Origin of the sequence: Rheinheimera fenheensis (assembly GCF_039871805.1) — a bacterium.
Lineage (GTDB): Bacteria > Pseudomonadota > Gammaproteobacteria > Enterobacterales > Alteromonadaceae > Alishewanella > Alishewanella fenheensis.
In genome coordinates this window covers 13,898-37,988 of record NZ_JBDPJM010000006.1, presented here as the reverse complement: position 1 = coordinate 37,988, position 24,091 = coordinate 13,898, and the positions used below count along the sequence as shown (strand labels likewise).

At 51.6% G+C, this 24,091-nt stretch carries 19 protein-coding genes; 14 read left to right on the top strand and 5 right to left on the bottom strand.

The window, feature by feature from the left end:
- Positions 1 to 11: 11 nt before the first annotated feature.
- On the bottom strand, positions 12 to 2,777 hold the full coding sequence (locus tag ABGI61_RS10455) for a TonB-dependent receptor (RefSeq protein ID WP_347600793.1): 2,766 nt from the start codon (positions 2,775 to 2,777) through the stop codon (positions 12 to 14).
- Between the two features lie 172 nt (positions 2,778 to 2,949).
- Here ABGI61_RS10455 and ABGI61_RS10450 point away from each other — a divergent pair, with 172 nt between their 5' ends.
- The 4 genes from ABGI61_RS10450 to ABGI61_RS10435 all read left to right on the top strand — a co-directional run bounded on the left by ABGI61_RS10450 (position 2,950) and on the right by ABGI61_RS10435 (position 7,025).
- Complete coding sequence (locus tag ABGI61_RS10450) at positions 2,950 to 3,879, top strand: GGDEF domain-containing protein (protein WP_347600791.1); 930 nt, start codon at positions 2,950 to 2,952, stop codon at positions 3,877 to 3,879.
- Positions 3,876 to 4,898, top strand: coding sequence for a helix-turn-helix domain-containing protein (locus ABGI61_RS10445; protein ID WP_347600789.1), 1,023 nt, complete (start codon positions 3,876 to 3,878; stop codon positions 4,896 to 4,898). Before ABGI61_RS10450 ends, ABGI61_RS10445 begins: the two co-directional genes overlap by 4 nt.
- Before the next feature lie 25 nt (positions 4,899 to 4,923).
- Positions 4,924 to 5,820 (top strand): metallophosphoesterase family protein, encoded by an 897-nt coding sequence (locus tag ABGI61_RS10440; RefSeq protein ID WP_347600787.1) that lies wholly within the window; start codon positions 4,924 to 4,926, stop codon positions 5,818 to 5,820.
- Positions 5,821 to 5,933: 113 nt separating this feature from the next.
- Positions 5,934 to 7,025: an SPM autocatalytic domain-containing protein gene (locus ABGI61_RS10435; protein WP_347600785.1), complete on the top strand. Its 1,092-nt coding sequence runs from the start codon at positions 5,934 to 5,936 to the stop codon at positions 7,023 to 7,025.
- Between the two features lie 138 nt (positions 7,026 to 7,163).
- On the opposite strand, the gene ABGI61_RS10430 is transcribed toward ABGI61_RS10435, so the two are convergent.
- From ABGI61_RS10430 to ABGI61_RS10420, 3 genes are all read right to left on the bottom strand, one after another.
- Positions 7,164 to 8,246: an AI-2E family transporter gene (locus ABGI61_RS10430; RefSeq protein WP_347600784.1), complete on the bottom strand. Its 1,083-nt coding sequence runs from the start codon at positions 8,244 to 8,246 to the stop codon at positions 7,164 to 7,166.
- A gap of 24 nt (positions 8,247 to 8,270) precedes the next feature.
- Positions 8,271 to 9,509: a DUF819 family protein gene (locus ABGI61_RS10425; RefSeq protein WP_347600782.1), complete on the bottom strand. Its 1,239-nt coding sequence runs from the start codon at positions 9,507 to 9,509 to the stop codon at positions 8,271 to 8,273.
- 111 nt (positions 9,510 to 9,620) lie between these two features.
- The gene (locus ABGI61_RS10420; RefSeq protein ID WP_347600780.1) at positions 9,621 to 9,968 is read right to left on the bottom strand and encodes a HopJ type III effector protein; all 348 of its coding nucleotides are present in this window, start codon (positions 9,966 to 9,968) and stop codon (positions 9,621 to 9,623) included.
- A gap of 203 nt (positions 9,969 to 10,171) precedes the next feature.
- On the opposite strand from ABGI61_RS10420, the gene ABGI61_RS10415 reads away from it, so the two are divergent.
- Together ABGI61_RS10415 and ABGI61_RS10410 are read left to right on the top strand one after the other, a co-directional pair.
- Complete coding sequence (locus ABGI61_RS10415) at positions 10,172 to 11,548, top strand: Ada metal-binding domain-containing protein (protein WP_347600778.1); 1,377 nt, start codon at positions 10,172 to 10,174, stop codon at positions 11,546 to 11,548.
- A 14-nt stretch (positions 11,549 to 11,562) separates the two neighbouring features.
- Positions 11,563 to 12,024, top strand: a complete 462-nt coding sequence (locus tag ABGI61_RS10410; protein ID WP_347600776.1) for a methylated-DNA--[protein]-cysteine S-methyltransferase — start codon at positions 11,563 to 11,565, stop codon at positions 12,022 to 12,024.
- Between the two features lie 20 nt (positions 12,025 to 12,044).
- Here ABGI61_RS10410 and ABGI61_RS10405 read toward each other — a convergent pair whose 3' ends face one another.
- The gene (locus tag ABGI61_RS10405; RefSeq protein WP_347600774.1) at positions 12,045 to 12,581 is read right to left on the bottom strand and encodes an outer membrane beta-barrel protein; all 537 of its coding nucleotides are present in this window, start codon (positions 12,579 to 12,581) and stop codon (positions 12,045 to 12,047) included.
- A 204-nt stretch (positions 12,582 to 12,785) separates the two neighbouring features.
- Here ABGI61_RS10405 and ABGI61_RS10400 point away from each other — a divergent pair, with 204 nt between their 5' ends.
- The 8 genes from ABGI61_RS10400 (at position 12,786) to ybeY (ending at position 24,063) form a co-directional block, all read left to right on the top strand.
- Complete coding sequence (locus tag ABGI61_RS10400; protein ID WP_347600772.1) at positions 12,786 to 13,673, top strand: pirin family protein; 888 nt, start codon at positions 12,786 to 12,788, stop codon at positions 13,671 to 13,673.
- Between the two features lie 89 nt (positions 13,674 to 13,762).
- On the top strand, positions 13,763 to 14,473 hold the full coding sequence (gene mtnN, locus ABGI61_RS10395; RefSeq protein ID WP_347600770.1) for a 5'-methylthioadenosine/S-adenosylhomocysteine nucleosidase: 711 nt from the start codon (positions 13,763 to 13,765) through the stop codon (positions 14,471 to 14,473).
- Position 14,474: 1 nt separating this feature from the next.
- A complete protein-coding gene (locus tag ABGI61_RS10390; protein WP_347600768.1) occupies positions 14,475 to 15,425 on the top strand; it encodes a cobalamin biosynthesis protein in 951 nt (316 codons plus the stop codon).
- 139 nt (positions 15,426 to 15,564) lie between these two features.
- Positions 15,565 to 20,067: an EAL domain-containing protein gene (locus ABGI61_RS10385; RefSeq protein WP_347600766.1), complete on the top strand. Its 4,503-nt coding sequence runs from the start codon at positions 15,565 to 15,567 to the stop codon at positions 20,065 to 20,067.
- A gap of 117 nt (positions 20,068 to 20,184) precedes the next feature.
- On the top strand, positions 20,185 to 21,033 hold the full coding sequence (locus tag ABGI61_RS10380) for a DMT family transporter (RefSeq protein ID WP_347600764.1): 849 nt from the start codon (positions 20,185 to 20,187) through the stop codon (positions 21,031 to 21,033).
- 89 nt (positions 21,034 to 21,122) lie between these two features.
- A complete protein-coding gene (gene miaB / locus ABGI61_RS10375) occupies positions 21,123 to 22,556 on the top strand; it encodes a tRNA (N6-isopentenyl adenosine(37)-C2)-methylthiotransferase MiaB (protein WP_347600762.1) in 1,434 nt (477 codons plus the stop codon).
- A gap of 41 nt (positions 22,557 to 22,597) precedes the next feature.
- Complete coding sequence (locus ABGI61_RS10370; protein WP_347600760.1) at positions 22,598 to 23,602, top strand: PhoH family protein; 1,005 nt, start codon at positions 22,598 to 22,600, stop codon at positions 23,600 to 23,602.
- Positions 23,602 to 24,063 carry an rRNA maturation RNase YbeY gene (gene ybeY / locus ABGI61_RS10365; protein WP_347600758.1) on the top strand — a complete coding sequence of 154 codons (462 nt, stop codon included), beginning with the start codon at positions 23,602 to 23,604 and terminating at the stop codon, positions 24,061 to 24,063. Before ABGI61_RS10370 ends, ybeY begins: the two co-directional genes overlap by 1 nt.
- The last annotated feature ends 28 nt before the right edge of the window (positions 24,064 to 24,091 follow it).

The following is a 24,091-nucleotide window of genomic DNA, read 5'->3' as shown; positions in this document are numbered from 1 at the left end:
GCTGTCCTTGCTTACCAGTTAGTGAGCTGCACGCCCAGCACCAAAGTGCGGCCGTATTGCTCATACTGAAAGTTATATGGTTTAAGGCCGGTGTAAGCGTAGTACGGCTCGTCGTTCAGGTTAACCACATTAAAGTACAGCTGTATACCGCGGGCGAAGGTCCACTTAGCGGTAAAATCCAGCTGTAAATGGTCGTCGGCATACACATCATAGGCGCTGTCGGAAATATCACCCACCTCTGCCAGATACTCCGACTTATAATTGGCCGCCAGACGCAGACTAATTACATCAGTTTCATAGCCCAGGCTAAGGTTGGCGGTTTTATCTGACTGGCTTGGCAGCGCCACTTCGCGGCTTAACAGCATGCCGTCATCAAACCACTCAATATCAGCGGCAGAATCGGTTAACGTAAGGTTAGCGGATAGCAGCAGGTTATCTAACCAATTACCAAAACCCGACAGCTTATGAATGGCGTTTAGCTCAAGGCCATATAAGTCGGCTTTGCCGCCGTTAACAAAGGTTTCGGCTTTGGCAAAATCGGCATAGTCGCCACGACCAGCTAAATCGGCTTCATAAATAAAATTGTCTATCTGCTTGTAATACAGCATCGCCGATAACACGCCTAATTTATCAGCGTAGTGCTCTATGCCCAGATCCAGATTGTTGCTGGTCAGGGCTTTAACCTCTGGGTTACCAAAGGCCGCTTCGAGCTCATCATCGTCTTCTTCCAGAATAAACGCCGGTGATAGCTGTTCAAAGTTAGGCCGCACCAGGCCGGTGCTAAATGCCGCGCGCATAATGGTTTGCTCGGAGAAGTTATAGCGGCCTACCAGCGCCGGTAACCAATAGCCTTCAGAAGTACTGCCGCTGTTACTACTGAATACCTCCTGTATTGCATCATAGCGGCTACCGCTGGCGTCACGCTGTTCGTGTTCAAAACGCACCCCGCCAATTAACTGCCAGTTATCACGCTCCCACTGCGCCATCAGATAAGCGGCGCTAATATCTTCATCTACCTGATAATCATTAATTTGTGACTCCACTTCGTCAATAAAATCATTGCGGTTAAGCGCATTTACCAACTGATAAATACTGCTGCTGTTAATCGCCGGCCCCATAGCACTCAGGCTGTAATCGATGCTACCGCCAGCATAATCGCTCAGGCTTAGCGCACTAATGCCCAGATCGTCAAAGTCTTCGAACAGCCAGACGTCTTCAGCGGCGGTTTTCTCGCGCTGGCTGAATTTCGCGCCGGTTTTAAGCGTTAAACTGCCTGCCGTTTGTATAAGCTCGCGGCTGATATCAAAACGGACATTACGCTCGGTTTCTTTGGCATAGGTGTCACCCATCTCCACTTCGTTAAGCTCATAACCGTCGGCCAGGCGGGCCTCGTCCGGCGCCGTTAAACGTAAAATGTTACTGCCACTAAAGCCAACGCCATCAGCAAATGCCTGCTCAAAATCGGCAGCGCCGATATTAAAGGGCGTGTCTTCATCGGCTTTACTGGCGCTGGCTTCCAGTTGCCATTGCCAGTTGCCGGCCTGTTGCCGGGTGCCCAGCACCACAGCGCTGATGGTTTGGGTTTCTTTGCGCTGCTTTAACGAGCGGATTATCTCTGCTTCCCCCTCTGCACCGGCAAACTGCGGCTCTGCCAGTGCAATCACTAAGCCCTGGCGGGTTTCATCATCGCTAAATTCGCTGTACAGGGTACGCAGATAATATTCGTTGTGGTTACCGGGCCGGTAATCCAGGTTCAGCGCCAGGCCGATGCGCTCGCGGCTGATGCTATAATCGCGCAGTTCAAATTCTTCTAAGCCATCGTCAAAGTCCCAACTGCCACCGGTTTCGACGTTTTCAGAGCCAAATTTACGCTCAGCATAACTGGCCGCTATTGCTATACCTAAGCTGTCGGTTTCACCGCCGACGTCGAGAATTTTGCTAAACACCCCGGACAGTTTCGGGCTGGTTTTGCTTTGCTGTTCGTTATAACCCGCTTCAGCGGTAAAGGAGTAAAAGTCATTGCTGCGATCAAACGCCGATAAGCTTTTTATCTCTACCGTACCGCCCAAAGAGCCGGCCGGCATATCCGGTGTGATGGTTTTGCTCACTTCAACCGACTCGAGTAAATCAGATGGGATCACATCCAGCGCTACCGCCCTGCGGCCGGCTTCTGGTGCTGCCAACTGGGTACCGTTATAGGTTACTGCGTTATAATCCGGCGCTAAACCACGCACCCGCACAAAGCGGCCTTCGCCCTGATCGCGCTCTACCGATAAACCGGCCAGCCGCTGCAATGCCTCGCTGACATTGCTGTCGGGAAACTGCCCCAGCTCATCGGTACTGGCCACGGTCACAATGCCGGCAGCGTTGCGCTGGCGGTTTAGCGCTTTACTGACTGCACCGGACTGGCCTACCACCTCAATATGCTCAATGCTGTCGGTGGCCGACAGTAATTTAATATCACCCAGTTGCTGTGCGCTGTCGCCCACCACCAACACCCGCGTATCCGGTATAGCGCCGAGGTAATTGACCAGCAGGGTATAAGTGCCGCTCGGCAACTGATTAAACAAAAATCGGCCATCCGTACCTGTGGTGCGCCGCAGTTTCAGCTCAGGAATAATAACCTCAGCGCCCTGCAGCAAATTACTGCGGTTATCAGTAATGCGGCCCTGCACATCGGCATCGGCCAGTACCGGCGCCGCCAGGCTGGCAAAAGCCAGGCCAACAGCACAGGCAATAAGACTGGGTGAAGAAAGTGTATGCTTGGTCGGTTTCATCGGTTGCTCTCAGATCACGGCGAATAGTTGCAGCAAAGTGTGCCGCGGCTGTGTGACAAAATGCCGTTTGTTAACAACAGGGCTTGCGCTTTACTGACCCGGGTCTTAGCAGTGCAACGTCCTGCTACAACGACCGTCAACTGTCATGCCGTTGTCATACGGCAGCCGGAAAATGAGCTTTATTTGCCGGGATAACCTGACAATGTGGCGACAACACCGTTATAAAATACTGCTAAGCCTTGTTTTGCTGCTCTGCGGCTTGCTGCTGGCGCTCAATACCGGCGCGGCCAAACACAGTACTGAGTTTGACACGTTAGATATTCTCGGTGAGGGCACCACCTTGCTGGTGGCCTGTGGCTGGCTGGGGTTGATTATCAGTATTCGTCCTGCCGGGCGTGTTACCGAGTGGTTGTATTACGGCAGCCTGCTGCTGGTGTTTTCCTATTTTCTTGATCTGCTCGATGAGTTTATCCGCTATCCGGAGCAGTTCCGCCTGATGAGCTGGCTGGAATCGCTACCGGCGCCGATAGGAATGTTGGTACTCACTTACGGCCTGGTGGGCTGGCATCGCGAGCAGCGCGCTATTAACCGTCAATTGCGTGGCCGCGAGCTGTTTTTGCGCGATCATCAATTGATCGATCCGCTCACCCAATTGTATGGCGCCGACTACCTGCAAGCCGTGCTGCAACGTGAAATTGAACTGCACTTAAGCCAACACAGAACACTGTGTTTGCTGGTACTGGATATTGATAATTTCGCCGGGTTTAACCGCCGCCACGGTATTGCTGCGGGAGATACCTACCTTAGCCGGTTAAGTGAACTACTCAGTAGTCATCTGCGGCACAGTGATGTGATCTGCCGCTACGCCGGTGACCGCTTTGTCGCGGTTTTACCCAATACCACGGTGCAGCAGGCTCAAATCATGGCGCAGCATTTACGCCAGCAAATAACGCAGTTGGTATCAGCGGGTGACGCGCCGCAAATCACAGTAGCCGGGATGGAAGTGCAGCAACACAGCGCTCAAGCGGCACTGCAACAGGCTGACATTGCCATCAAACAGGCCAAAGCCGGCAGCGCATTGAAGTTGCGGCCTGAGTTATGAGCCAGCGCCATTTTGGTTATCAGGATAAAATTCTGCTGCTGCAACACGGCTGCAGCGAGCTGCTGGCGCTGGCACAGCGGCGTGGCGCACCGCTGCATAAACTGCTAAGTGGCACCAGCATTTTTGAGCAAGACTTACATAAACCACTTGGCAGGTTGCACTACAGCGATTGGCTAACCCTGCTGAAAAACTGCCAGCAGCAGTTAAACAGCCCGGAGCTGCCTTACCTGCTGGGCAATGCGCTGCTTAACAGCCACTATATTTCCCTGTGCCAGAGCCTGCACCATGCGCAAAACCTGCGCCAGGCACTGTCGCAGCTGTACTATTTTCGTCACCAGCTGTTTCCCTGTTTCTATGCCAGGCTTTACCGGCAACAACACGGAATAGTTATTGAGATAAAGCCGGCAATGGGGCTGGCAAACCAACATGGCTTTATGTTGAGCCTGCTGTTCGCGTTAGTTTTAAACCTAATAAAACAGCAACTGGGGACGGTGAACGGTATCAGCTTGCAATTGCAGCATGATGCGTCCGCCATGCAGCAACAATTTTTTGGCGTAGAGGTCAGTTTTAATCAGGCTGCAGACAGTCTTTGCATCCCGTTTTCGCTGTGGCTGCAGCCCTTTGCAGACGCTAATGCCGCGCAACTTAGTGCCAAAATTCGTAGTTGCCGCCAGCTCAATCGTATGCTTGATAAGCAAAGGGCGCTACCTGAGCTTATCTGCCAACTGCAGCAACGCGCCTTACCACAACTGCTCAGCCAGGATCAGGTTGCTGCTATGCTGGGGCTAAGCAGTAGCAGAGTGAAACGCCAGCTTAGTCAGCACCAGACACATTTTGCTGCCTTAGTCGACAGTGTGCGCCGGGATGCCGCCAGGCACTTGCTGCAGCAAGGCCAATATTCTAACCGTCAGTTGGCATCCAAACTGGGGTACTCGGACGAGCACAATTTTCGCCGGGCTTTTAAACGCTGGACAGGTGTGCTCCCCAGCAGCTTTAAAGACCTGTTTAATACCCACTAACCTTAAATTTTTACAAGGACTTTAAATGCAACGTCTCTACCGTTTTAGCCTGATCCTGCTGTTTAGCATGATATTGCCCGCCTGCTCACCGCACGATGCTGCAACAGCGCAGCATGATGCAGATGACGCACTGCTGCGCTTTGCCGTACTGGGTGATGCTGAACCTAAACCTGAGCCGCAGTTTCCCAATATGGCGGCAGCAGTTGCTGATATTAACCAACTGGCAATGCAGCAGCGATTAGACTTTGTGATTGGCGTTGGTGACATTGCTCATAAAGGCACTTTAGTGCAATACGAAAATGCCACGCCGGTGCTACAACAGCTAAGCCTGCCGTTTTATCCGATTATGGGTAATGAAGAGCACGGCAGCAGCGTTGAGCGTTTTATGCAGTTTGCCAATCTGTGGAACCAGGGCAAAATCACGCTGGATGCGCCCAGCTATGTACTGGAGTTTGACCGCGTGGCACTGGTATTGGCCTCGCCTGATCACGGCCGTGATTTTAATGATAGCGGCATCGCCTGGATGTTAAGCCAGCTACAACAACTGGCCCCTAAACCTGTGTTGCTGGTAGTGCATGGTGCCCAAGCCGGTGTGTACCCGGAAAACGCCGACAAAGGCATTCATCACCCCGGTTTTGCTGAAGTGATTGCCCAACCTAATTTAGCGGCGGTAATTTCCGGCGACTTACACATGGATATGGACCGCAGTAACCATTCTAAACAACTGGGCAAGGTGCACTATCTGCATATCCCGGCCCTTGAGCGCACTAAAATACCCGATGACAGCCAGCATACCGCTATGTTCCGGCTATTTACGCTGCATAACGACAACCTGATGCAGGTCGATACCTACCAAACCGGTGTACTTACACCACTGGCGCGCCACCGTTATCAGTTCAGCTTGAGCAGCGAGCATCAGTAGAACTTAAATTTTAGCCTGATCAGTGTGTTACTGTTCAGGCTGACAATATTGTTCAAGTTTTAACCAACTTTTACCGATAACCGAATAACTGAAATACCTTTGTGGAGCCGAAGATGGATATTACATCTGCTTCGCAACAGTTTGCGGTTGCCGAACAAAAACAGCTTGCTTATCGTCGCAAACAGCAGTTACTAAGCAACACCCCTAATGAAACCGCTTTACTAAAGCCTGCCTTGACTGCTGCGCCCCAGACAACCGCAGCTGCAGGCAGAACAGTGATCCCGCTATTAGCCGCTGCGCCGCCAGCTGTTCTACCTGCGGCACAACCTGCTACAGACGAGCAAAGCGAGCAGCCAAACGATGACGATCAGATCTTTAATGCCTATCAAACCGTCGGCATGGTTAAACGTATTTTGGCACAGCTAAGCAGCCACACTGGCGACTGGCTCGACAAGCCCCTGGTCGCTGAATTTTCTGCTCAGGACATCACCAGCGCCAGTTTTTCTGCCTCAATGTCGCAGCAGTCTATTTGGCTTAGTACCACTACAGTGCAGCAAAGTGAACAGCAGCCGCAACGCCTGGCAACTGAGCAGTGGGAGTTTGGCTACCAGTCGGTGCAAGCCAGCTTTAGTGGCGAGCTGCAACTTAAGGATGGCAGCAGTCTTAGCTTTGCTTTTGAATTTAGCATGGCCGTAAGCTGGGCCCGTTACAGCTACACCGAGCAGCCGCTGCAAGACCCCTTGGTGGTAAGTCTAACCGGAAGCCCGGTGCAGTTAACCGAACAAAATATGCTGTTCGATCTGAACAGTAACGGTGACAAGGTAAAACTTCCGCAACTGGCAGCGCAGCAATATTATCTGGCAGCAGATCGCAATCAAGACCGACAAGTTAACAACGGCACAGAACTGTTTGGCCCGCAAACTGGCCAGGGCTTTGCTGAGCTGGCTAAGTTTGATGATAACGGCAATGGCTTTATCGACCCAAGCGACGACATCTGGCAATACCTGTATTTATGGCGGCCTAATGAACAGCTGCTAAGCATGAATGACGCTAAATTAGGGGCGTTTTCGATAAGCTCAGCTGCGACGCCAATGCCGCTGTTGGATAACAAGCAGCAAAAAACGGGTGAAATTCAGCGCAGTGGTCTGGCCTTTACAGATGACGCCAAGCCGGTGTTAGTGCAACAGATTGATTTGGTGGTGTAAGCATCGAAGATGCCTACATAAAAGAACCGGTTTACTCTAAACCAACCGTTGAAGGCATGGATGCCTGAGTCGAGCCTACAAGGACGTATTCACGGCGTGTTGGTGTGAGTAAACCGGGTCTTGCCTCGGATAATACTTCTAGCTTTTATCCTGCTTTTCCAGAAATTCCTGAAACTCTATGGTGTAGAGCTTTAACAGCACCAGCGTCAGCGCAAAAATAATCGGGCCGTAAATAACACCGATTAAGCCAAATAACTGAATACCGCCAATTAATGACAGAAAAATCAGCAAGGTGTTCATGCCGGCGCTGCCCTGCATCAGCAAAGGCCGTAAAAAGTTATCTATAGAACCCACCACTATTGCGCCCCACAATGCCATAAACAACGCCCAGGGCCAGTCACCAATCAGCAGTAAATATAAAGACGCCGGCACCCAGATTAACGCCGTACCGACCACCGGGATAAAAGACGCAAACGCCATCATGGTGCCCCAGAACAGGCCGGGTAACCCGACAATTGCCATAGCGATACCCCCGACGATACCCTGGGCAATCGCGGTTAAAAACGATCCCATCACAGCCGAGCGCGCCACTTTTTTTGCTTCATCTAACAAGGCTTCTTCCTGTGAGCGTGACAGCGGCAATATCCAGTGCAGGGTGTTGACCACTTTGTCGTGATCGCGTAGCAAAAAAAATAGAATAAACAGCATCAGCAGGAAGCTAAATAGCAAGCCGGTGACATCTCCCACCAGCTTGGTACTGAGGTTCAGCAATTCTTTACCAAAACCCGAGGCAAATTCAGTGAGCTGTTTTACGATGCTCTCGCCGCTGATTTGCTCGGTGGGCAAAATGCGATTTATTTTCTCCAGTGCGCTTTGCAGCAAAGGATGCTGCAACAACTGTGCAGCACCGCCATCATTCAGCCAGCTATAACTTTGCTTGGTAAAAGCAATACCCTGCTGCACTATCGCCATAAACACCAGGGAGGCCGGTACTAGTATCACCACCACCAGCAATAAGCAGGAGATGGTCGCCACCAGATTCGGCCGGCCGGGCAGTTTTTGTTCAATATACTGATGCACCGGAAAGCACAGCAGCGACAGTACGAAGGCCAGCACGATAGCACCAACATAAGGTGCTACCAGCAAGTAACTGGCATACAGCGCCAACAACAGCGCCGCAATTAACACATAATGGCGTGATTCGGTTTTAAATCCCTGCATCTTATTCACTCCTTGTCAGCCTGCTTAAGGCGCGACCTGCTGTAAAATCAACCCACAAATGTAGGCGCCATAAGTACCCAAACCATAGCCTAACACCGCCAGCAACACACCAACCGGCGCCAGTGACGGGTGAAACGCCGCCGCCACCACAGGCGCTGACGCCGCGCCGCCCACATTGGCCTGGCTGCCTACCGCCATATAAAACATCGGTGCTTTAATCAGTTTGGCCACAATTAACAGCAGTGCGGCATGCACCAGCATCCAGACAATACCGACTAAGAACATCAGCGGATAATCTAAGATGGCGGTAACATCCATATGCATGCCAATGGTCGCCACCAGAATATATAAAAACGCCGAGCCCACTTTAGAAGCCCCTACGGCTTCAAGCTGACGTACTCTGGTCGTCGATAAAAACAATCCCAGCGTAGTGGCAGTTACCACCAGCCAGAAAAAGGTACTGGTTAAGCTGTACATCGCAAGCTGAGGTGCCACCTGCTCAATCCAGGGTGCAACGATATCCGCCACCAGGTGCGAGAAACCGGTGACGCCAAAGGCCACTGCTACGATCAGCATGATGTCGTTTAACTTGGGAATGCGGGCATTTTCCGCTTCGTATTTTTCTATTTTTTGTCTCAGGTTAACAATGCCGCTGGTGTCGGCACCGTTTTTACGGTCAAAAAACTCAGAACGGCTAGCAATAAACAGCAGCACCGCCATCCAGACATTTGCCACCAGCACATCCACGGTGATCATCACCGAGAAAATACTGCCATCAACATTAAATACTTCTTTCATCGCGGCCTGGTTGGCACCGCCACCAATCCAACTGCCAGCTATAGTAGTCATACCGCGCCAAACGTCGCCGCCAAGCTGCTCTGGGAAAAAATAGCCCATGCTAATAAGCGCTATTGGGCCGCCAATCACAATACCGGCGGTACCAGTTAGAAACATGATAAGCGCTTTAGGCCCCAGCCCCATAATGGCTTTAAAATCCACGCTTAAGGTTAATAACACTAAACTGGCTGGCAACAAATAACGCGATGCCATTTTATACAGCGACGAGCCTTCGCCATCGATAACACCAAAGGTGTTGAATAACGACGGGATGAAGTAACACAGCAACAAGGCTGGCACATAGGTATAAAATTTTTTGAAAAACGGCTTGTCACTGTGGCTGGTGTAAAACACGGCGCCCAAAATAACGGCCATTAGGCCAAGTACCACCGCATCATTGGTGATAAGTACACTGCTGTGTTGCATAGCGAACCTTAAACTGTGGTTATTGTTATGATGTTATTGCCACAGCAAAATACCACAGCACAGCAACAGAACAAAGCCAGCCAGGCCAGGGTAACAGCATAGTGCGTTGGCTTAGGGTACGGCTTTAGCACTCAGCGGTTGCTGACTAAACGCAACCCCGTCCCAACCGGTACGAATAAAATTGCGGATATTCTGATGGTCTGTGCCTTTGGGCGTGTCCAGTACATGGCGGTAGTAGTCACCAAACAAAAACAGCGTTTGCGCGGCCGATAACTGGTGCAATAAACCAAAGGCCAGAATTTTACAGGAGCCATTATTCTCCCCAGCAGTGTTATGCAGCTCTCCGTTAGTGAAGGCTGTGGGGGTAAACTGATATAGCGTATCAATTAACGCAATACTCTGCTCGAAACTGATGCTCTGTGGCTCAGTACTTAATTGAATAAAAAATGCTTCTAACATGCTGATTCCTTTTGTACCCGCTGCCTCACTGGCTTATTGATCCTAAGCGCTAAGTGACCACTTCGCAATACGACAAAAGCCGCAATGAGTTGAAGCAAGCATATAACCGCTGCATCAATCCTGCATTCAGTACCGGATCCGGCTATTGTCATTTCGCCAGGCTGTTATACTTCGGCCTAACCCCGTTACCACAAGGTATGTTGATGTTAGCCGCAGACCTTTGCCATCAGGCCCGTTTGGCACGTGATGCCCGTTATGATGGCGTGTTTTTTACTGCTGTGCACAGTACCGGTATTTACTGTCGGCCCATTTGTCCGGCCCGTGCACCTGCTGAACGGCATGTCAGTTACTTTGCTTCAGCCGCTGCCGCCAGTGCTGCTGGCTTTAGGCCCTGCCTGCGCTGCCGGCCCGACAGTGCGCCGGGCTCGCCGGCTTGGCTTGGCAAACACACAACCTTACAGCGGGCAATACGCTTAATTGATGAAGGTGGATTACAACAACAGACACAACAGCAACTGGCCGAACGGTTGGGCGTAAGCGAGCGTTACTTGCGTAAGTTGTTTCAGCAGCATCTGGGCATAGCGCCAAAACAATACGCACTATGCCAGCAAATACTCTTTGCCAAAAAACTACTGCATGAAACCCAGTTGCCAATCACAGCCATTGCTTATCAGGCCGGTTTTAATAGCGTAAGGCGCTTTAATGATGCGTTTTTACAGCAAGTAAAGCTGTGCCCGACAGCGATCCGCCGCAGACGCAGTACCAACAGCGACACTCTGCAGCTGACACTCAGCTATCGCCCGCCGCTGGCCTGGCAACAATTACTGATATTTTGGCGCGCCCGCACGCTGGATGGCGTCGACTGGGTGCGCGGCAATTGTTATGGTCGCAGTTTTTGCTTTAATGGCCAGCGTGGCTGGTTTGAAGTGACACCTGGCACTGGCGACAACCTGCTACTTAGCTTGTGCTGGCCGGGTACTCAGGGCTTATTAAACCTGGTAAAAAAGATCAGGCAACTGCTGGATCTGGACGCCAACATATTGCAGATTGAACAGTCACTTAGCGCCTCGCCGCTGTTTGACGGCGGCTTGCATAGCGGTTTGCGCATACCCGGCGTATGGGACAGCTGGGAAGCCGGTGTCCGAGCTGTGCTGGGCCAGCAGGTCAGTGTTGCCGGCGCCCGCACTCAGCTTAACCGGCTGGTGCTGGCGCTGGGCGAACCGCTGGATAACCAACGTCGCTTGTTTCCCACGCCGCAGGCGGTATTAGCCAGCGATCTTAACATGATTAAAGTACCCCAGGCCCGACGCGAGACCTTAAAAGCGCTGGCGCAGCGGGTATTAAGCACACCTGACGCTACCCCTGAGCAGTGGTTAACGATTAAAGGCATAGGTCGCTGGACGGTCAGTTACGCTAAGCTGCGTGGTCTAAGTGACACCGATATCTGGCTGGCCGGTGACTTAGGCATAAAAAAGGCGCTGAAAAAGGCCGATCAGGATACGCAGGCATTTAACCATCAGAGCCTCGCGCCCTGGCGTAGCTATGCCACCTTACAGTTATGGTTTAGTTTAGCCAGTTAATTCAGGACATCAGCATGTATTACCAATTTATCGACAGCCCGCTGGGCACAGTGAAAATAAGCGCAATCCCAACAGGCATTTTTGAAGTGGCCTTTGTAAATCACAGTGGCAACGCAGCGCCATCAATGCTGACCGAGCAGGCAGCAGCTCAGCTAACCGCCTATTTTTCCGGGCACTTAGCACAGTTTTCACTGCCGCTGGCTGCCAGTGGCACAACCTTCCAGCAACAGGTGTGGCAGGCGTTAGTCAAAGTGCCCTTTGCCAGCACCTGCAGCTATGCCGATATTGCCCGGCATCTTGCTAACCCCAAGGCGGTGCGGGCCGTCGGTGCAGCAAATGGCCGTAACCCTATCGCCATTATTGTGCCTTGCCATCGGGTAATTGGCGCCAATGGTACCCTAACCGGCTATGCCGGCGGGTTGGAAAAAAAAGCCTGGCTGTTAAAACACGAACAGCGCCATAAGGCGCTGCTGTGATAAAGCCATAAGCTCAGATCTTAGAACTGGTAGCTGACGCCAAAACGAAACTCGTTTTTGGTATCGCCGCTGTTAAGCGCGATGTTGCTGCGGATTGCCCAGTCCGGGCTTAAGTAAAATGCAATTCCGCCCGCCAAACTGCCGTGATCATCGCCGATAGAATGATAAGTCGCTTCTGAATACAGCTCTACCTGCGGCGTTAACGGATGGCGCAGGCCAACACCAGCATAACCACCAGTGTCATCCGCATCGCCAGACGCATGTTCAATACCGGCTAACAAATAAGTTTGTGTAGTAGGTGAAAAGTCCAGCTTAAAACCGGTCAGATAATTAACACCGGCTTGCAACAGGTTTACATCAAAAGGCCCGCTGGATAAACGCGAAAAGGTACCATCAACTACCCAGTTACCATCTAACCGGTAAGAACCCTCAACATAAGGGCCATCGCCACCGGCGTCAGTATAACCGGCGCCAACATAATCCCATTTCACATTAGCCTGCGCAGCACCGGCAAAAGCGGCCGCTACCAAAGTTGCAACTAACAGGGTCTTTTTCATGGTGATACTCCTTGTGTGTCCGCCCAAACCACCGGCGGTTAATGCTTAAACCAAAGTGCCGCCAGCTTAACGGTGCAGAATTAACACTGGCTGAACTGGTTTCGCTGGCAATCATGCTATTTTTTCGGATAAAAAGCGCACAAATATGCCATTTTCTTTTTGTTTTGCTTGGTATTTAATGGCAAAAAATGCCCGGAGGTCATTATGACAACACGTAGCCTACAACGCCTGATCCCATCGGTCGCCACTTCTGATGGTGCTGGCGTCAAAATTAAACGCAGCCTGGGACAAAACCAGCACAGCCGGCTGGATCCTTTTTTAATGCTGGACTTTTTCGGCTCAGACAAAGCCGGTGATTATATCAAGGGCTTTCCACCCCACCCGCACCGCGGTTTTGAAACCGTGACCTATATGCTCGAAGGCCATATGCTGCACGAGGACCATCTGGGCAATCAGGGCCATTTAAAAAGTGGTGGTGTCCAGTGGATGACTGCCGGACGTGGCATTATTCACTCCGAAATGCCGCAGCAGGAGCACGGCTTAATGCAAGGTTTTCAGTTATGGCTTAACTTGCCGGCGGCAGAAAAAATGAAACCGGCCGCTTATGTTGATATTGCGCCAGATCAAATCCCCACCCTTGCGCTGCCACAAGGCAGTATTAAGGTGATTGCCGGCACCGCGCAATCGGCAGAGGCTAAACAAAACGGCCCCATTCAGGGGCTGAGCACAGCGCCGCAGTATTACGACATCGAGCTGAAGGCTAACCAAAGCCTGACCTTAGCGCTGCCGGCAGGCCATACTGCCTTTGTCTATCCGTATCAGGGTGATGTGCAGGTTGATGCCGGCAACGAACCGCGCCGGGTACCCGAGCATCATGCCGGCGTGTTAAGCCAGGGCGAGAGCTTAACACTACACAGCACAACGCCCTGCCGCCTGCTGGTGTTGGCTGGTGCAGCCATTAACGAGCCGGTCGTGCAATATGGTCCTTTTGTGATGAACAGCGCGGCAGAGATAGAGCAGGCGATCCGTGATTATCAAAACGGTACCCTCACAGACAATAAAGCAGCGGCTAGCATAACGCTGTCGCACTAAACCGCCAGGCAATTACACAGAAGAAAGACGGGATTTTAACCGACAGGCCCTTTATACTAAGGGCCTTGTTGTTTGTTCAGAGATCCCTTATGCAAGTTATTGGTATTATTGGCGCCATGGAGCCGGAAGTGGCGCTGCTGCGCGAGCAAATCAGTGATGTGACCACACATCAGCTTGGTGGTTACACTTTTTATCAGGGCACATTGGCCGGCATGCCAGTGGTGTTAGTGCAATCAGGTATTGGCAAGGTGGCCTCGGCATTGGCGACGGCGCTATTGATCCAGCAATTTTCGCCCGCAGCGGTGATAAACACCGGCTCGGCCGGCGGCTTTGACCCCGAGCTGAACGTGGGTGATGTCGTCATCAGCACTGAAGTGCGCCACCACGATGTAGACGTAACCGCATTCGGCTACGAGATGGGCCAGGTACCACAGATGCCGGCCGCTTTCGTTGCCCACCCCAAACTGATTGACGCTGCCGAGCAGAGTATTGCCAAGCTGGGGTATTGCCACACCAAAAAGGGCCTTATCGCCACTGGTGACAGCTTTATCTGCGACCCTGTGCGCATTGCCACTATCCGCCAACAATTCCCTACCATGCTGGCAGTGGAGATGGAAGGCGCAGCCATTGCGCAGGTATGCCATATGCTCAATACGCCTTTTGTGGTGATCAGAAGTTTAAGTGACATTGCCGGCAAAGAGTCGCCGCAGTCATTTGAAGCCTATCTGGAAGTGGCATCCAAACACAGCTCAGCCATGGTATTGGAGCTGCTGCAACGGCTACAACACGTGACGCTGTAGTATGTGGCCACAGGGGCTAAGCGTCTATCCCGCCCTGCTGCTGGCGGTGCTGTTATTGCACCGCCTGTTACCCCTGCCCGATGCTTATCACCCGCTGACAGCATTGCGCTATCTTGCCAGTCAACTTGGTAAAAAAGTTAATCCCGATCCCAACCGCTCGCCAGAGCAACTTTATATTTCCGGTACGCTGGCGCTGTTGGTGTTTTGCCTGCCTTTTATTGCTTTAGGTTATGCGTTTTATACCGTTTCTGAGCTACCTTATGCGCTGGATGCCCTATTGCTTTACCTCAGCCTGGATTGGCAAAACCAGCGCAGCCAGGCCATGCAGGTGCAGCAGCAACTGCAAGCAGGCCAGTTAAGCCTGGCGCGCCAATTGGCAAAACCCTTGCTACTGCGCCAATGCCAGTCGCTGTCGGCCATGGGGCTAAGCAAAGCAGTGATTGAAAGCCTGGTACTGCGCGCCAGCACCAGCCTGCTCGGTGTACTGTGCTATTTTTTGCTCGGTGGCGGCCTGGCAGCCTTCAGTTACCGCCTGTTACTGCTGGCTCAGCAACAATGGAACAGCAAACTGCCCGTTTACCGTTATTTTGGTCGCCCTGCCGCGCTGCTGGCCAGGCTGGTTAACGGCCCGGTACAACTGCTATGCACCCTGGTGCTGGTGCTGCAACATGGTATTAAACGCTGTTATCGCCAGCTGCACCAACCCCGGCTCAATATCAATCTGTTGTCATTCTATTTACTGGGCTGTGCCAGCGTAGCACTTAACCGCAGCCTGGGTGGGCCAGTGTATTATCAACGGGAAAAAATCAGCCGCAGCAGATTGACCCAGCAACATGAGCCGGCAGCGACAGATATTGCCAGTGCTATAAAGATGTTGGCATTTATGCAGAGTTTGCTTTATTTGCTACTGATAGCCTTTGCCGTGCTGCAATGGACATTAACGCTGCGATAAGCCGTTAGCGCTTGGCTGACTAACAGCAGTTGGCTTACCTGGCTGTACTGGACAATAGGTAGGGTCTCGTTATATGTTTTCACACCTGACACAGGTGTAGCACCCATAATATGTATAAAGCTACCAAACGGGAGATACTGTGAATTTTCTGCCGCAGTTTTTGCGATACGCCGCAGTGCTGGTGTTACTCAGTGCTTTTAGCCTGACTGCGGCACCGCTGTTACGACCGCTCACGCCGGATCAAGGCCTCTCTCAGGGCAGCATTAACGACTTAATGCTCGATCACGATGGTTTTTTGTGGTTGGCCACTGCCGGTGGATTGAACCGCTACGACAGTAACCAAATAGTACAGCTAAGTGCCGCCGATTATGGCCTGCGTGAAGTGTCTTTCACCCGATTACTGCTCAGCAGCAATCAACAAATTTATGCTGGCACTGAAAGTGGCCAGTTGTACTATTACGACAGCCAAAGTGGTTTAATGACGCTGCTAACACAATTGCAGCAGCAATTTGAAGTATTATCCAGTTATCAACTTGTTGACCTGGTGGAGCAGGATAACGACCACCTACTCGCCATCACGGATTTCGCCCTACTGCAAATCTCACGACAAGATGGCTCTGCCCGTAAGCTTTTCGATTTAAAGGACGCCGGGCACCCTGACGGCTGGCTTCGCCGTGTGTTTTTATATCAGGGATACGCCCTACTTGCCGCTTATAACGGTGTGATAGCCCACGATCTCAGTACCGGCCAGCAACACTTTATTGCCCATGTTGACCCTGACAACAGCACTGACGACCAACAGCATGTTAAGGTGCTGAGCGTGGCGCAAAATAAACTGTGGATGGGCACAGTGGATGGTTTGTATAGCATCTCGCTGCCAGAGCTTGACGCTTATCTAAGCCAGCAAGTGCCCTATCAGGTTAAGACCGAAATGACCCAGCGCAATATCTGGCAACTGCTATGGCAGGGTGATGAAGCGCTGGTTCCCACTGAGCTTGGGTTATTGCGTTTGAACCCGCAAACCGGCGAGCTTAGTAAACTGGTGTCTTTCAATGATGCTAACCTGGGTCTGTCGGAAGGCAGTATGTTAGATATTGTCGCAGATAAAGACGGCGGTTTCTGGTTGGCCTCACGTGATGATGGTGCCTATTACTGGCAGCCACGCAGCGAAGCGTTTGAAAACCTCAGCCAGCTGACAGGCTCGGCACAGCAGCTGAGCGATAACCGCGTATACAGCATGTTAAATCATCAGGGTATGTTGTGGGTTGGCACGCCTAATGGCTTGAATAGAGTCGATTTAACCAATAACAGTATCGAACAGTACTTTGTATCAACCGACCCCAAAGCGTATTATCACAACGGCTCAGTGTTCCAGATATTACCCGCACCCAATGGCCGTTTTTTCTTACTCACAGGTGTTGGTCTTAAACTGTTTAACCCACAAACTGCCGCTATCGAGCCATTGCCACTGGCAAATGCCGGGGATAGCCAATTATTTGATCATCGCAGTTACGGCTTTTTTGCCCATCAGCATCAGCTGTATTTTTTCCATCAGGGCAAACTGTGGCGTTACCATACCCAAAGCGGCCGGGTGGAAGATTTAACCGCAAAATTTGCTGGTCTGGATGCCAGTAGCAATAGCGTGATTTTCGCCGCCTTACCCAACCGACAAACCAGCCTGTTGGTCGGTAAACCAGATGAGGTCTGGCTGTGGCAACCTGATAGCGGCCAGCAGCGCCTGCTCTACCGACACGAACATTATCTGCCTCATTCACAGCGTGTTGCCGATACGGCCGTGCTGGATAAACACAACCGGCTGTGGGTGGGCATATCCGGTATCGGTTTGCTGGGTTTTGACGCCCAGACATTAACCCTTCAGCACCGCTTTAATATCCGCGAAAGCCTGGTGTCAGACGCCATCTATAGTCTGCATACGGATCAGTTTGAGCAGATTTGGTTCTCATCGCACAAAGGCCTGGTAAGGCTTAACCCAGACTCGCTGCAAATTGAACTCTTCAATCGAGATGATGGCGTTGACACTCATGAGTACAACGCCGGCGCCGCAACTATGCTGGATAACGGTCAGCTGGCGTTTGGCTCGATGCGCGGCGTTACTCTGGTACAACCGGCGTTATTACAACAGCCGCCGGTAACGCCCGATGTCATCATCACCGGTATCCGGGTGTTAAGTGGCAAGCTTGAGCCACTGTACAGCAATCTGAATAACCGGCACTTTACGCTGTCGCATCAGGATTTAGGCATCACGCTGGACTTTAGCGCCATGAGTTTTAGCTTTAATCATAAAATGCGCTATCGCTATTGGCTAAGCGGTGCCAGCAATATTAACTTTCCGCAGCAAAGCGACAACTCTGTGGTGTTTCCTCAGCTAGAACCGGGTAACTACCGCTTTCACGTGGTGGCGTTATCGCCTGACTCCGGTATCGAAAGTGAGCCTGCTACCCTTACGCTGACGGTAAAAGCCGCACCATGGCAATCCGGCTGGGCAAAACTGCTCTATCTCATCCTGCTGGCGCTGGCTGGCTACAAATTATACCGCCTTCGCCGCAGGCAGCATGCCGAGGTACAACAAGCACACCAAAAGGTGCAACTTAGCGAACAACGGCTAAAACAGGCACTGCAGTCGGTTAATAGCGGCGCTTGGGAGTGGAGCGCCAACACCAATCAGCTTTACGCAGCTCGTATTCATACCATGTTGGGCTATCCAGAGAATATCAACCCGCTGACCCTGCAGCAGCATATGACGCTGATCCATCCGGATGACCGTAACAGCTTCGCCAGCCAGTGGCAGCGGTTTTTGCATGACCCAAGCAGTGGTTTTGATTGCACCTACCGTATGCAACATCAACAAGGCCAGTGGCTTTGGTTTCGAGATCAAGGCAAAGCAACCGAAATAGATGCCAAGGGGCAACTGCAAAAGGTGGTGGGCACTTTTAGTAACATCACCGAAACCCGTGCTAACCAGGAAAAAGCCCGTTTATTTGGCGAAGCCTTTCAGCAAACCCGCGATTGGGTGGTTATTCTTGACCATCGCCAGCGGGTGCTGGCAGCCAATCAGTCATTTGCCGCCGCCTTTGGCAATATCGAACATTATCTGGAGCAACCACGCACCCACCATCTGGGCATCAGCCTGGTGCGCCGGCGCTTTTACACCAAGTTGTTAAAAGAATTGCAACCCGGCCAGCACTGGCAGGGCGAAGAGCAGGTGATTACGCCTGATGGCCGCGAACGCCCCACCCTTATAAACATCAGTGCTATTGGTGAGCAGCAACAACAAACCTTCTTCGTGTTGGTGTTTACCGATATTACCGCACAAAAACAAGCTGAAGATGAGCTGCGTTATCTGGCCAATTATGATGCGCTAACCGGCCTGCCAAACCGAGCGCTGCTGATGGACAGAATTTATCATGGCATAGATCAGGCCAAGCGCGATAAGCGCTCGCTGGCACTGTGCTTTATCGACTTGGATAAATTCAAACAAATAAATGACTCGCTGGGCCATGATATCGGCGATCTGTTGTTAAAAGAAGTGGCGCGCCGGCTCACCCTCACCCTTCGTGAAAGTGATACCGTCGCCCGTTTGGGTGGTGACGAGTTTGTCGTACTGCTCGAAGGCTATAAAGCGGAGGACAACATTAGCCATGTGGCGCGTAAAATGTTAAGTGTGGTAAGCGAACCCATGTTGCTGGGCACCCATACTGTGGGCGTCTCACCCAGTATTGGCATCGCTGTCTATCCTGAAGATGCGCTAAGCGCCGGCGAGCTGTTAAAACATGCCGACGTGGCCATGTATCATGCCAAAGAAGCCGGTCGCAATAACTTTCAGTTTTTCACCGCTGAAATGAACGAAAAGGCCCATATGCGGCTGGCGCGTGAAACCCGCTTACGTAAAGCGCTGCACAACGATGAGTTTGTCAATTTTTACCAGCCAATCGTTAACAGCCAAACCCGACAGGTGGTTGGCGCTGAAGTACTGCTACGCTGGCAAAGCAGCGAAGGTCTTGTCTCGCCCGCCGAGTTTATTGCATTGGCTGAAGAGCTGCGGCTAATCATTAATATGACCCACGATTTGCTGGAGCGTGCGCTGACCGATTTAGCCAAGTGGCATGACGATGGCCATCTGTTATACCTGTCGGTCAACTTATCAACCCGCCATCTGGAGCAACCAGCACTGGCCGACTATGTACGCGGCTTGCTGCAAAAGTACAATTTATCCGCCAGTTATCTGCGCTTTGAGGTCACCGAAAGTGCGCTGATGCGCGACCATCAAAGCGCTATCGAAACCATGCTGGCATTAAGCGAGCTGGGGGTACAACTGGCGCTGGACGATTTTGGTACCGGTTACTCTTCTTTAAAATACTTAAAAGAGCTACCGATTGACGGTATTAAAATTGACCGCAGCTTTGTGCAGGATATTGGTATCGACAGCAGTGACGAAACCATTATTGAAGCCATGCTGAGTATGGCCAACAGCTTGGGGATGTATTGCGTGGCCGAAGGGGTGGAAACCGAGCAGCAGCTGGCGTTTTTTAACCGCCGCCACTGCTATCTGATCCAGGGTTACTTATTTGCCAAACCGATGCCGGCCGACGCTATGCCAGCATTTTTACAACGCGAACTTTAACGGGTAAAGCCGCTGCGTCAGGTAGCGGTTAACTTACGATTAGTGCGTTAATCACCGCTGCGAAGCTTAGCACGGCTCTGGTATACTTGCCCGCCACAACCTTGCCACCGGATCTGTATGTTAACGCCCCTGCTTAAAGGTGCCTTGCTGTTATTGTTGGCAGAAGCCTGCTTTGCCGGTATAGGTGCTGTGGTTAAATTTACCAGCGCGACCGCTTCAGAGGCGCAGGTGGTGTTTTTCCGTAATTTCTTCGCCCTGCTGTTAATGCTGCCATTTTTGTACCGGCACGGGTTTAGCCTGCTGAAAACCAATCGTTGGTATTTACATGTCAGCCGCGCGCTAACCGGCATTATTTCCATGTATTGTTTTTTCTATGTACTGGCCCGCCTGCCACTGGCGCAAGGCATGCTGGTGCTATTGTTGTCGCCCTTTATTGTGCCCATTATCGCCCGCTTCTGGTTAAAAGAGCGGCCGAGTAACCTTACGTTGTTTGCCATTTTACTTGGCTTTATCGGCGTGCTGCTGGCACTGCCCGGCAGTAGTGGTGGCCTGGACAGTATTATGCTGGTTGGATTGTTATCCGCTGTGCTGGTAGCGGTAACCAAAACCACTATCCGCTATATGTCAGACACAGAGCCGGCAGTACGCATTGTGTTTTATTTTTCACTGTTAACGGCAATATTGTCGGCAATACCGCTGCCATTTTACTGGCAACCGCTGAACAACGAGGTATGGCTGGCCTTCGTGGCTATGGGTGTGCTGGCAGCCATTGGCCAGTTGGCCATGACCCGCGCCTATGCCGTAGCACCGGCCAGTGATATCGGCATGTGGACATACAGCAGCGTGGTATTTGCCGGGCTATTTGGTTACTTATTCTGGCAAGAGCCGGTTACGATGGCCTGGCTTGGCGGCGTGCTGGTGATTTTTTATGCCGGTTATATTACCACCCGGCAAAGGCTGTTATGAGGTTTTAACGCCAATGCTGGCAACGCCGGCGTGAACAGGCTAAAATACGCTCCCTTTTTTCCAAGTGACAATACAGGTAACAACACGCAATGGGCAAAAAGCTGCACATTAAAACCTGGGGCTGCCAGATGAACGAATACGATTCATCCAAAATGGCCGACCTGCTGGATGCCACTCATGGCTATACCCTGACCGAAGAGGCAGAAGAAGCAGACGTGATCCTGCTAAATACCTGCTCGATCCGGGAAAAAGCCCAGGAGAAGGTATTCCATCAGTTGGGGCGTTGGCGTCCGCTGAAGGAAAAAAATCCTAATTTAGTTATCGGTGTCGGTGGCTGTGTTGCCTCACAAGAAGGTGCCGCCATTCGTGAGCGCGCGCCTTTTGTCGATATCGTGTTTGGGCCGCAAACGTTGCACCGTCTGCCTGAGATGATTAACTCAGTGCATGGCAACAAATCGCCAGTGGTAGACGTCTCTTTTCCAGAAATTGAAAAATTTGACCGCCTGCCCGAGCCTAAAGCCGAAGGCCCAACAGCCTTTGTGTCTATTATGGAAGGCTGCTCGAAATACTGCACTTTCTGCGTAGTGCCTTATACCCGCGGCGAGGAAGTTAGCCGCCCGCTGGATGATGTGCTGTTTGAAATTGCCCAGCTCGCCGAACAAGGCGTGCGCGAAGTAAACCTGCTGGGGCAGAACGTGAACGCTTACCGTGGTGAGAAATATGATGGCAGCATCTGTCATTTTTCTGAACTGCTGCGTTTAGTGGCGGCAATTGACGGTATTGACCGTATTCGCTATACCACCTCACACCCAGTTGAATTCACCGACGATATTATTGAGGTTTACCGCGACGTTCCTGAGCTGGTAAACCACCTGCACTTGCCGGTGCAAAGCGGCTCAGATCGCATTTTAAACCTGATGAAGCGTGGCCACACGGCGCTGGAATATAAAGCGCAAATCCGTAAGCTGAAGAAAATCCGCCCCGATTTAAGCATGTCGTCAGACTTTATTATCGGCTTCCCGGGTGAAGACGACGCCGATTTTCAAGCCACTATGGATTTAATCGCTGCTATCAATTTTGATATGAGCTTCAGCTTTATCTATAGCGCCCGCCCGGGTACGCCGGCGGCCGATCTGCCGGATGATGTCAGCGAAGAGACGAAAAAACAGCGGCTATATATTTTACAAGACCGCATTAACCAGCAGGCGCTAAAGATTGCCCGCGGCATGTTAGGCACCGAGCAGCGTATCCTGGTAGAAGGCCCGTCGAAAAAAGACATTATGGAGCTAACCGGCCGCACTGAAAATAACCGGGTGGTAAACTTTGTTGGTACGCCAGATATGATTGGCCAGTTTGTTGATGTGAAAATTACTGACGTATTTAGTAACTCACTACGCGGCGAGGTTATTCGTACTGAGCGCGATATGGGCCTGCGCCGCGATACCGCACCACAGCATATTCTGGCGCGGCAAAAAGCCGAGCCGGTGGCTGATGTACTGGGCGTAACCACGTACACACCTTAACACCCGGGGGCCTTACGCCCCCTTTTGCATTGAGGCCGCTTTTGAGCACAGCGTTACATACTGCAGAATTAACCCTCACCGGGGCCGATAGCCGGCGGCTAACGCTGTTGTGCGGCCCGTTTGACGATAACTTAAAACATGTTGAGCGCCGGCTGCAGGTGGATATCAGCCACCGCGATAACCAGCTTAAAGTGAGCGGCGAGCCGGACAACGTCGCCGCCGCGCTTGACGTATTACAGCAATTGTTTGACACCACCGCGGCGACAGACGCTGAATTAACGCCAGAGCAGGTACATTTAGTGATTAGCGAAAACTACGATATTCAGTATCAGCAAACCGATGGTAGTGCGCAAGATTTTAGTCTTAAAACCAAAAAAGGCTTAATTAAACCACGTAATGCTAACCAGGCAGTATATGTCAGCAATGTATTAAAGCATGACGTCTGCTTTGGTATAGGCCCGGCCGGTACTGGTAAAACCTATTTAGCCGTGGCCTGCGCGGTCGATGCGTTAGAGCGCAATTTAGTGCGGCGTATTATACTGACCCGGCCGGCAGTAGAAGCCGGTGAAAAACTGGGCTTCTTACCCGGCGATTTAGCGCAAAAAGTCGATCCCTATTTACGCCCGCTATATGACGCCCTGTTTGAGATGCTCGGTTTTGAAAAGGTAGAAAAGTACCTCGAGCGCGGCATTATTGAAATTGCGCCACTGGCTTATATGCGCGGCCGTACGTTAAACGATGCCTTTATCATCCTGGATGAAAGCCAAAATACCACAGTTGAACAGATGAAAATGTTCTTAACCCGCATTGGCTTTAGCTCTAAAGCGGTTATCACCGGCGATGTAACTCAGGTTGATTTACCGCGTGGTCAGTATTCCGGCTTAAAACATGCCATAGATGTGTTAAGCGAGGTGAAAGAAATCAGCTTTAACCACTTTACCGCCAAAGACGTGGTGCGCCACCCGATAGTACAGCGTATCGTCATGGCCTACGAAGCGCACGAAGCGGCAAAGCTTGCGGCCTCTGCCGCTGCTAAGGGTGACTAATGGCCATTACCCTGGATTTACAGCTTGCCTCAAGCGCCGGCAATTTGCCTACCGAAACGCAAATACTGCAGTGGCTGGAAGCGGCAATTCTTCCCTTTCAAGCCGATGCAGAAGTGACAGTGCGCATTGTTGACAACGACGAAAGCCAGCAGCTTAACCACGACTACCGCGGTAAAGACAAACCGACCAATGTGCTGAGTTTTCCGTTTCAGTGCCCACCCGGCATTGAACTGCCGCTATTAGGCGATTTAGTCATCTGCGCGCCGGTGGTCGCAGAGGAGGCCGCTGAACAGCAAAAGAGCTTACACGCGCATTGGGCACATATGGTGGTGCATGGCAGCTTGCATTTACTCGGCTTTGACCATATAAATGACGACGATGCCGAGCAAATGGAAGCCGAAGAAGTGACCATTTTGCAGCAACTTGGCTTTACTAACCCCTATTTGTTGGATGACGAATAGGATTTCTTTGTCTTTTGGAGTAACAGTT

What these genes read in the sequence shown, in the direction of transcription:
- ABGI61_RS10415 (WP_347600778.1), top strand. Translation starts at nt 10,172, where the DNA reads ATGTTAGCCGCAGACCTTTGCCATCAGGCCCGTTTGGCACGTGATGCC.
- ABGI61_RS10455 (WP_347600793.1), bottom strand. Translation starts at nt 2,777, where the DNA reads ATGAAACCGACCAAGCATACACTTTCTTCACCCAGTCTTATTGCCTGT.
- ABGI61_RS10435 (WP_347600785.1), top strand. Translation starts at nt 5,934, where the DNA reads ATGGATATTACATCTGCTTCGCAACAGTTTGCGGTTGCCGAACAAAAA.
- ABGI61_RS10405 (WP_347600774.1), bottom strand. Translation starts at nt 12,581, where the DNA reads ATGAAAAAGACCCTGTTAGTTGCAACTTTGGTAGCGGCCGCTTTTGCC.
- ABGI61_RS10390 (WP_347600768.1), top strand. Translation starts at nt 14,475, where the DNA reads ATGTGGCCACAGGGGCTAAGCGTCTATCCCGCCCTGCTGCTGGCGGTG.
- ABGI61_RS10420 (WP_347600780.1), bottom strand. Translation starts at nt 9,968, where the DNA reads ATGTTAGAAGCATTTTTTATTCAATTAAGTACTGAGCCACAGAGCATC.
- ABGI61_RS10425 (WP_347600782.1), bottom strand. Translation starts at nt 9,509, where the DNA reads ATGCAACACAGCAGTGTACTTATCACCAATGATGCGGTGGTACTTGGC.
- ABGI61_RS10430 (WP_347600784.1), bottom strand. Translation starts at nt 8,246, where the DNA reads ATGCAGGGATTTAAAACCGAATCACGCCATTATGTGTTAATTGCGGCG.
- ABGI61_RS10445 (WP_347600789.1), top strand. Translation starts at nt 3,876, where the DNA reads ATGAGCCAGCGCCATTTTGGTTATCAGGATAAAATTCTGCTGCTGCAA.
- ABGI61_RS10380 (WP_347600764.1), top strand. Translation starts at nt 20,185, where the DNA reads ATGTTAACGCCCCTGCTTAAAGGTGCCTTGCTGTTATTGTTGGCAGAA.
- ABGI61_RS10410 (WP_347600776.1), top strand. Translation starts at nt 11,563, where the DNA reads ATGTATTACCAATTTATCGACAGCCCGCTGGGCACAGTGAAAATAAGC.
- ABGI61_RS10400 (WP_347600772.1), top strand. Translation starts at nt 12,786, where the DNA reads ATGACAACACGTAGCCTACAACGCCTGATCCCATCGGTCGCCACTTCT.
- mtnN (WP_347600770.1), top strand. Translation starts at nt 13,763, where the DNA reads ATGCAAGTTATTGGTATTATTGGCGCCATGGAGCCGGAAGTGGCGCTG.
- miaB (WP_347600762.1), top strand. Translation starts at nt 21,123, where the DNA reads ATGGGCAAAAAGCTGCACATTAAAACCTGGGGCTGCCAGATGAACGAA.
- ybeY (WP_347600758.1), top strand. Translation starts at nt 23,602, where the DNA reads ATGGCCATTACCCTGGATTTACAGCTTGCCTCAAGCGCCGGCAATTTG.
- ABGI61_RS10450 (WP_347600791.1), top strand. Translation starts at nt 2,950, where the DNA reads ATGAGCTTTATTTGCCGGGATAACCTGACAATGTGGCGACAACACCGT.
- ABGI61_RS10440 (WP_347600787.1), top strand. Translation starts at nt 4,924, where the DNA reads ATGCAACGTCTCTACCGTTTTAGCCTGATCCTGCTGTTTAGCATGATA.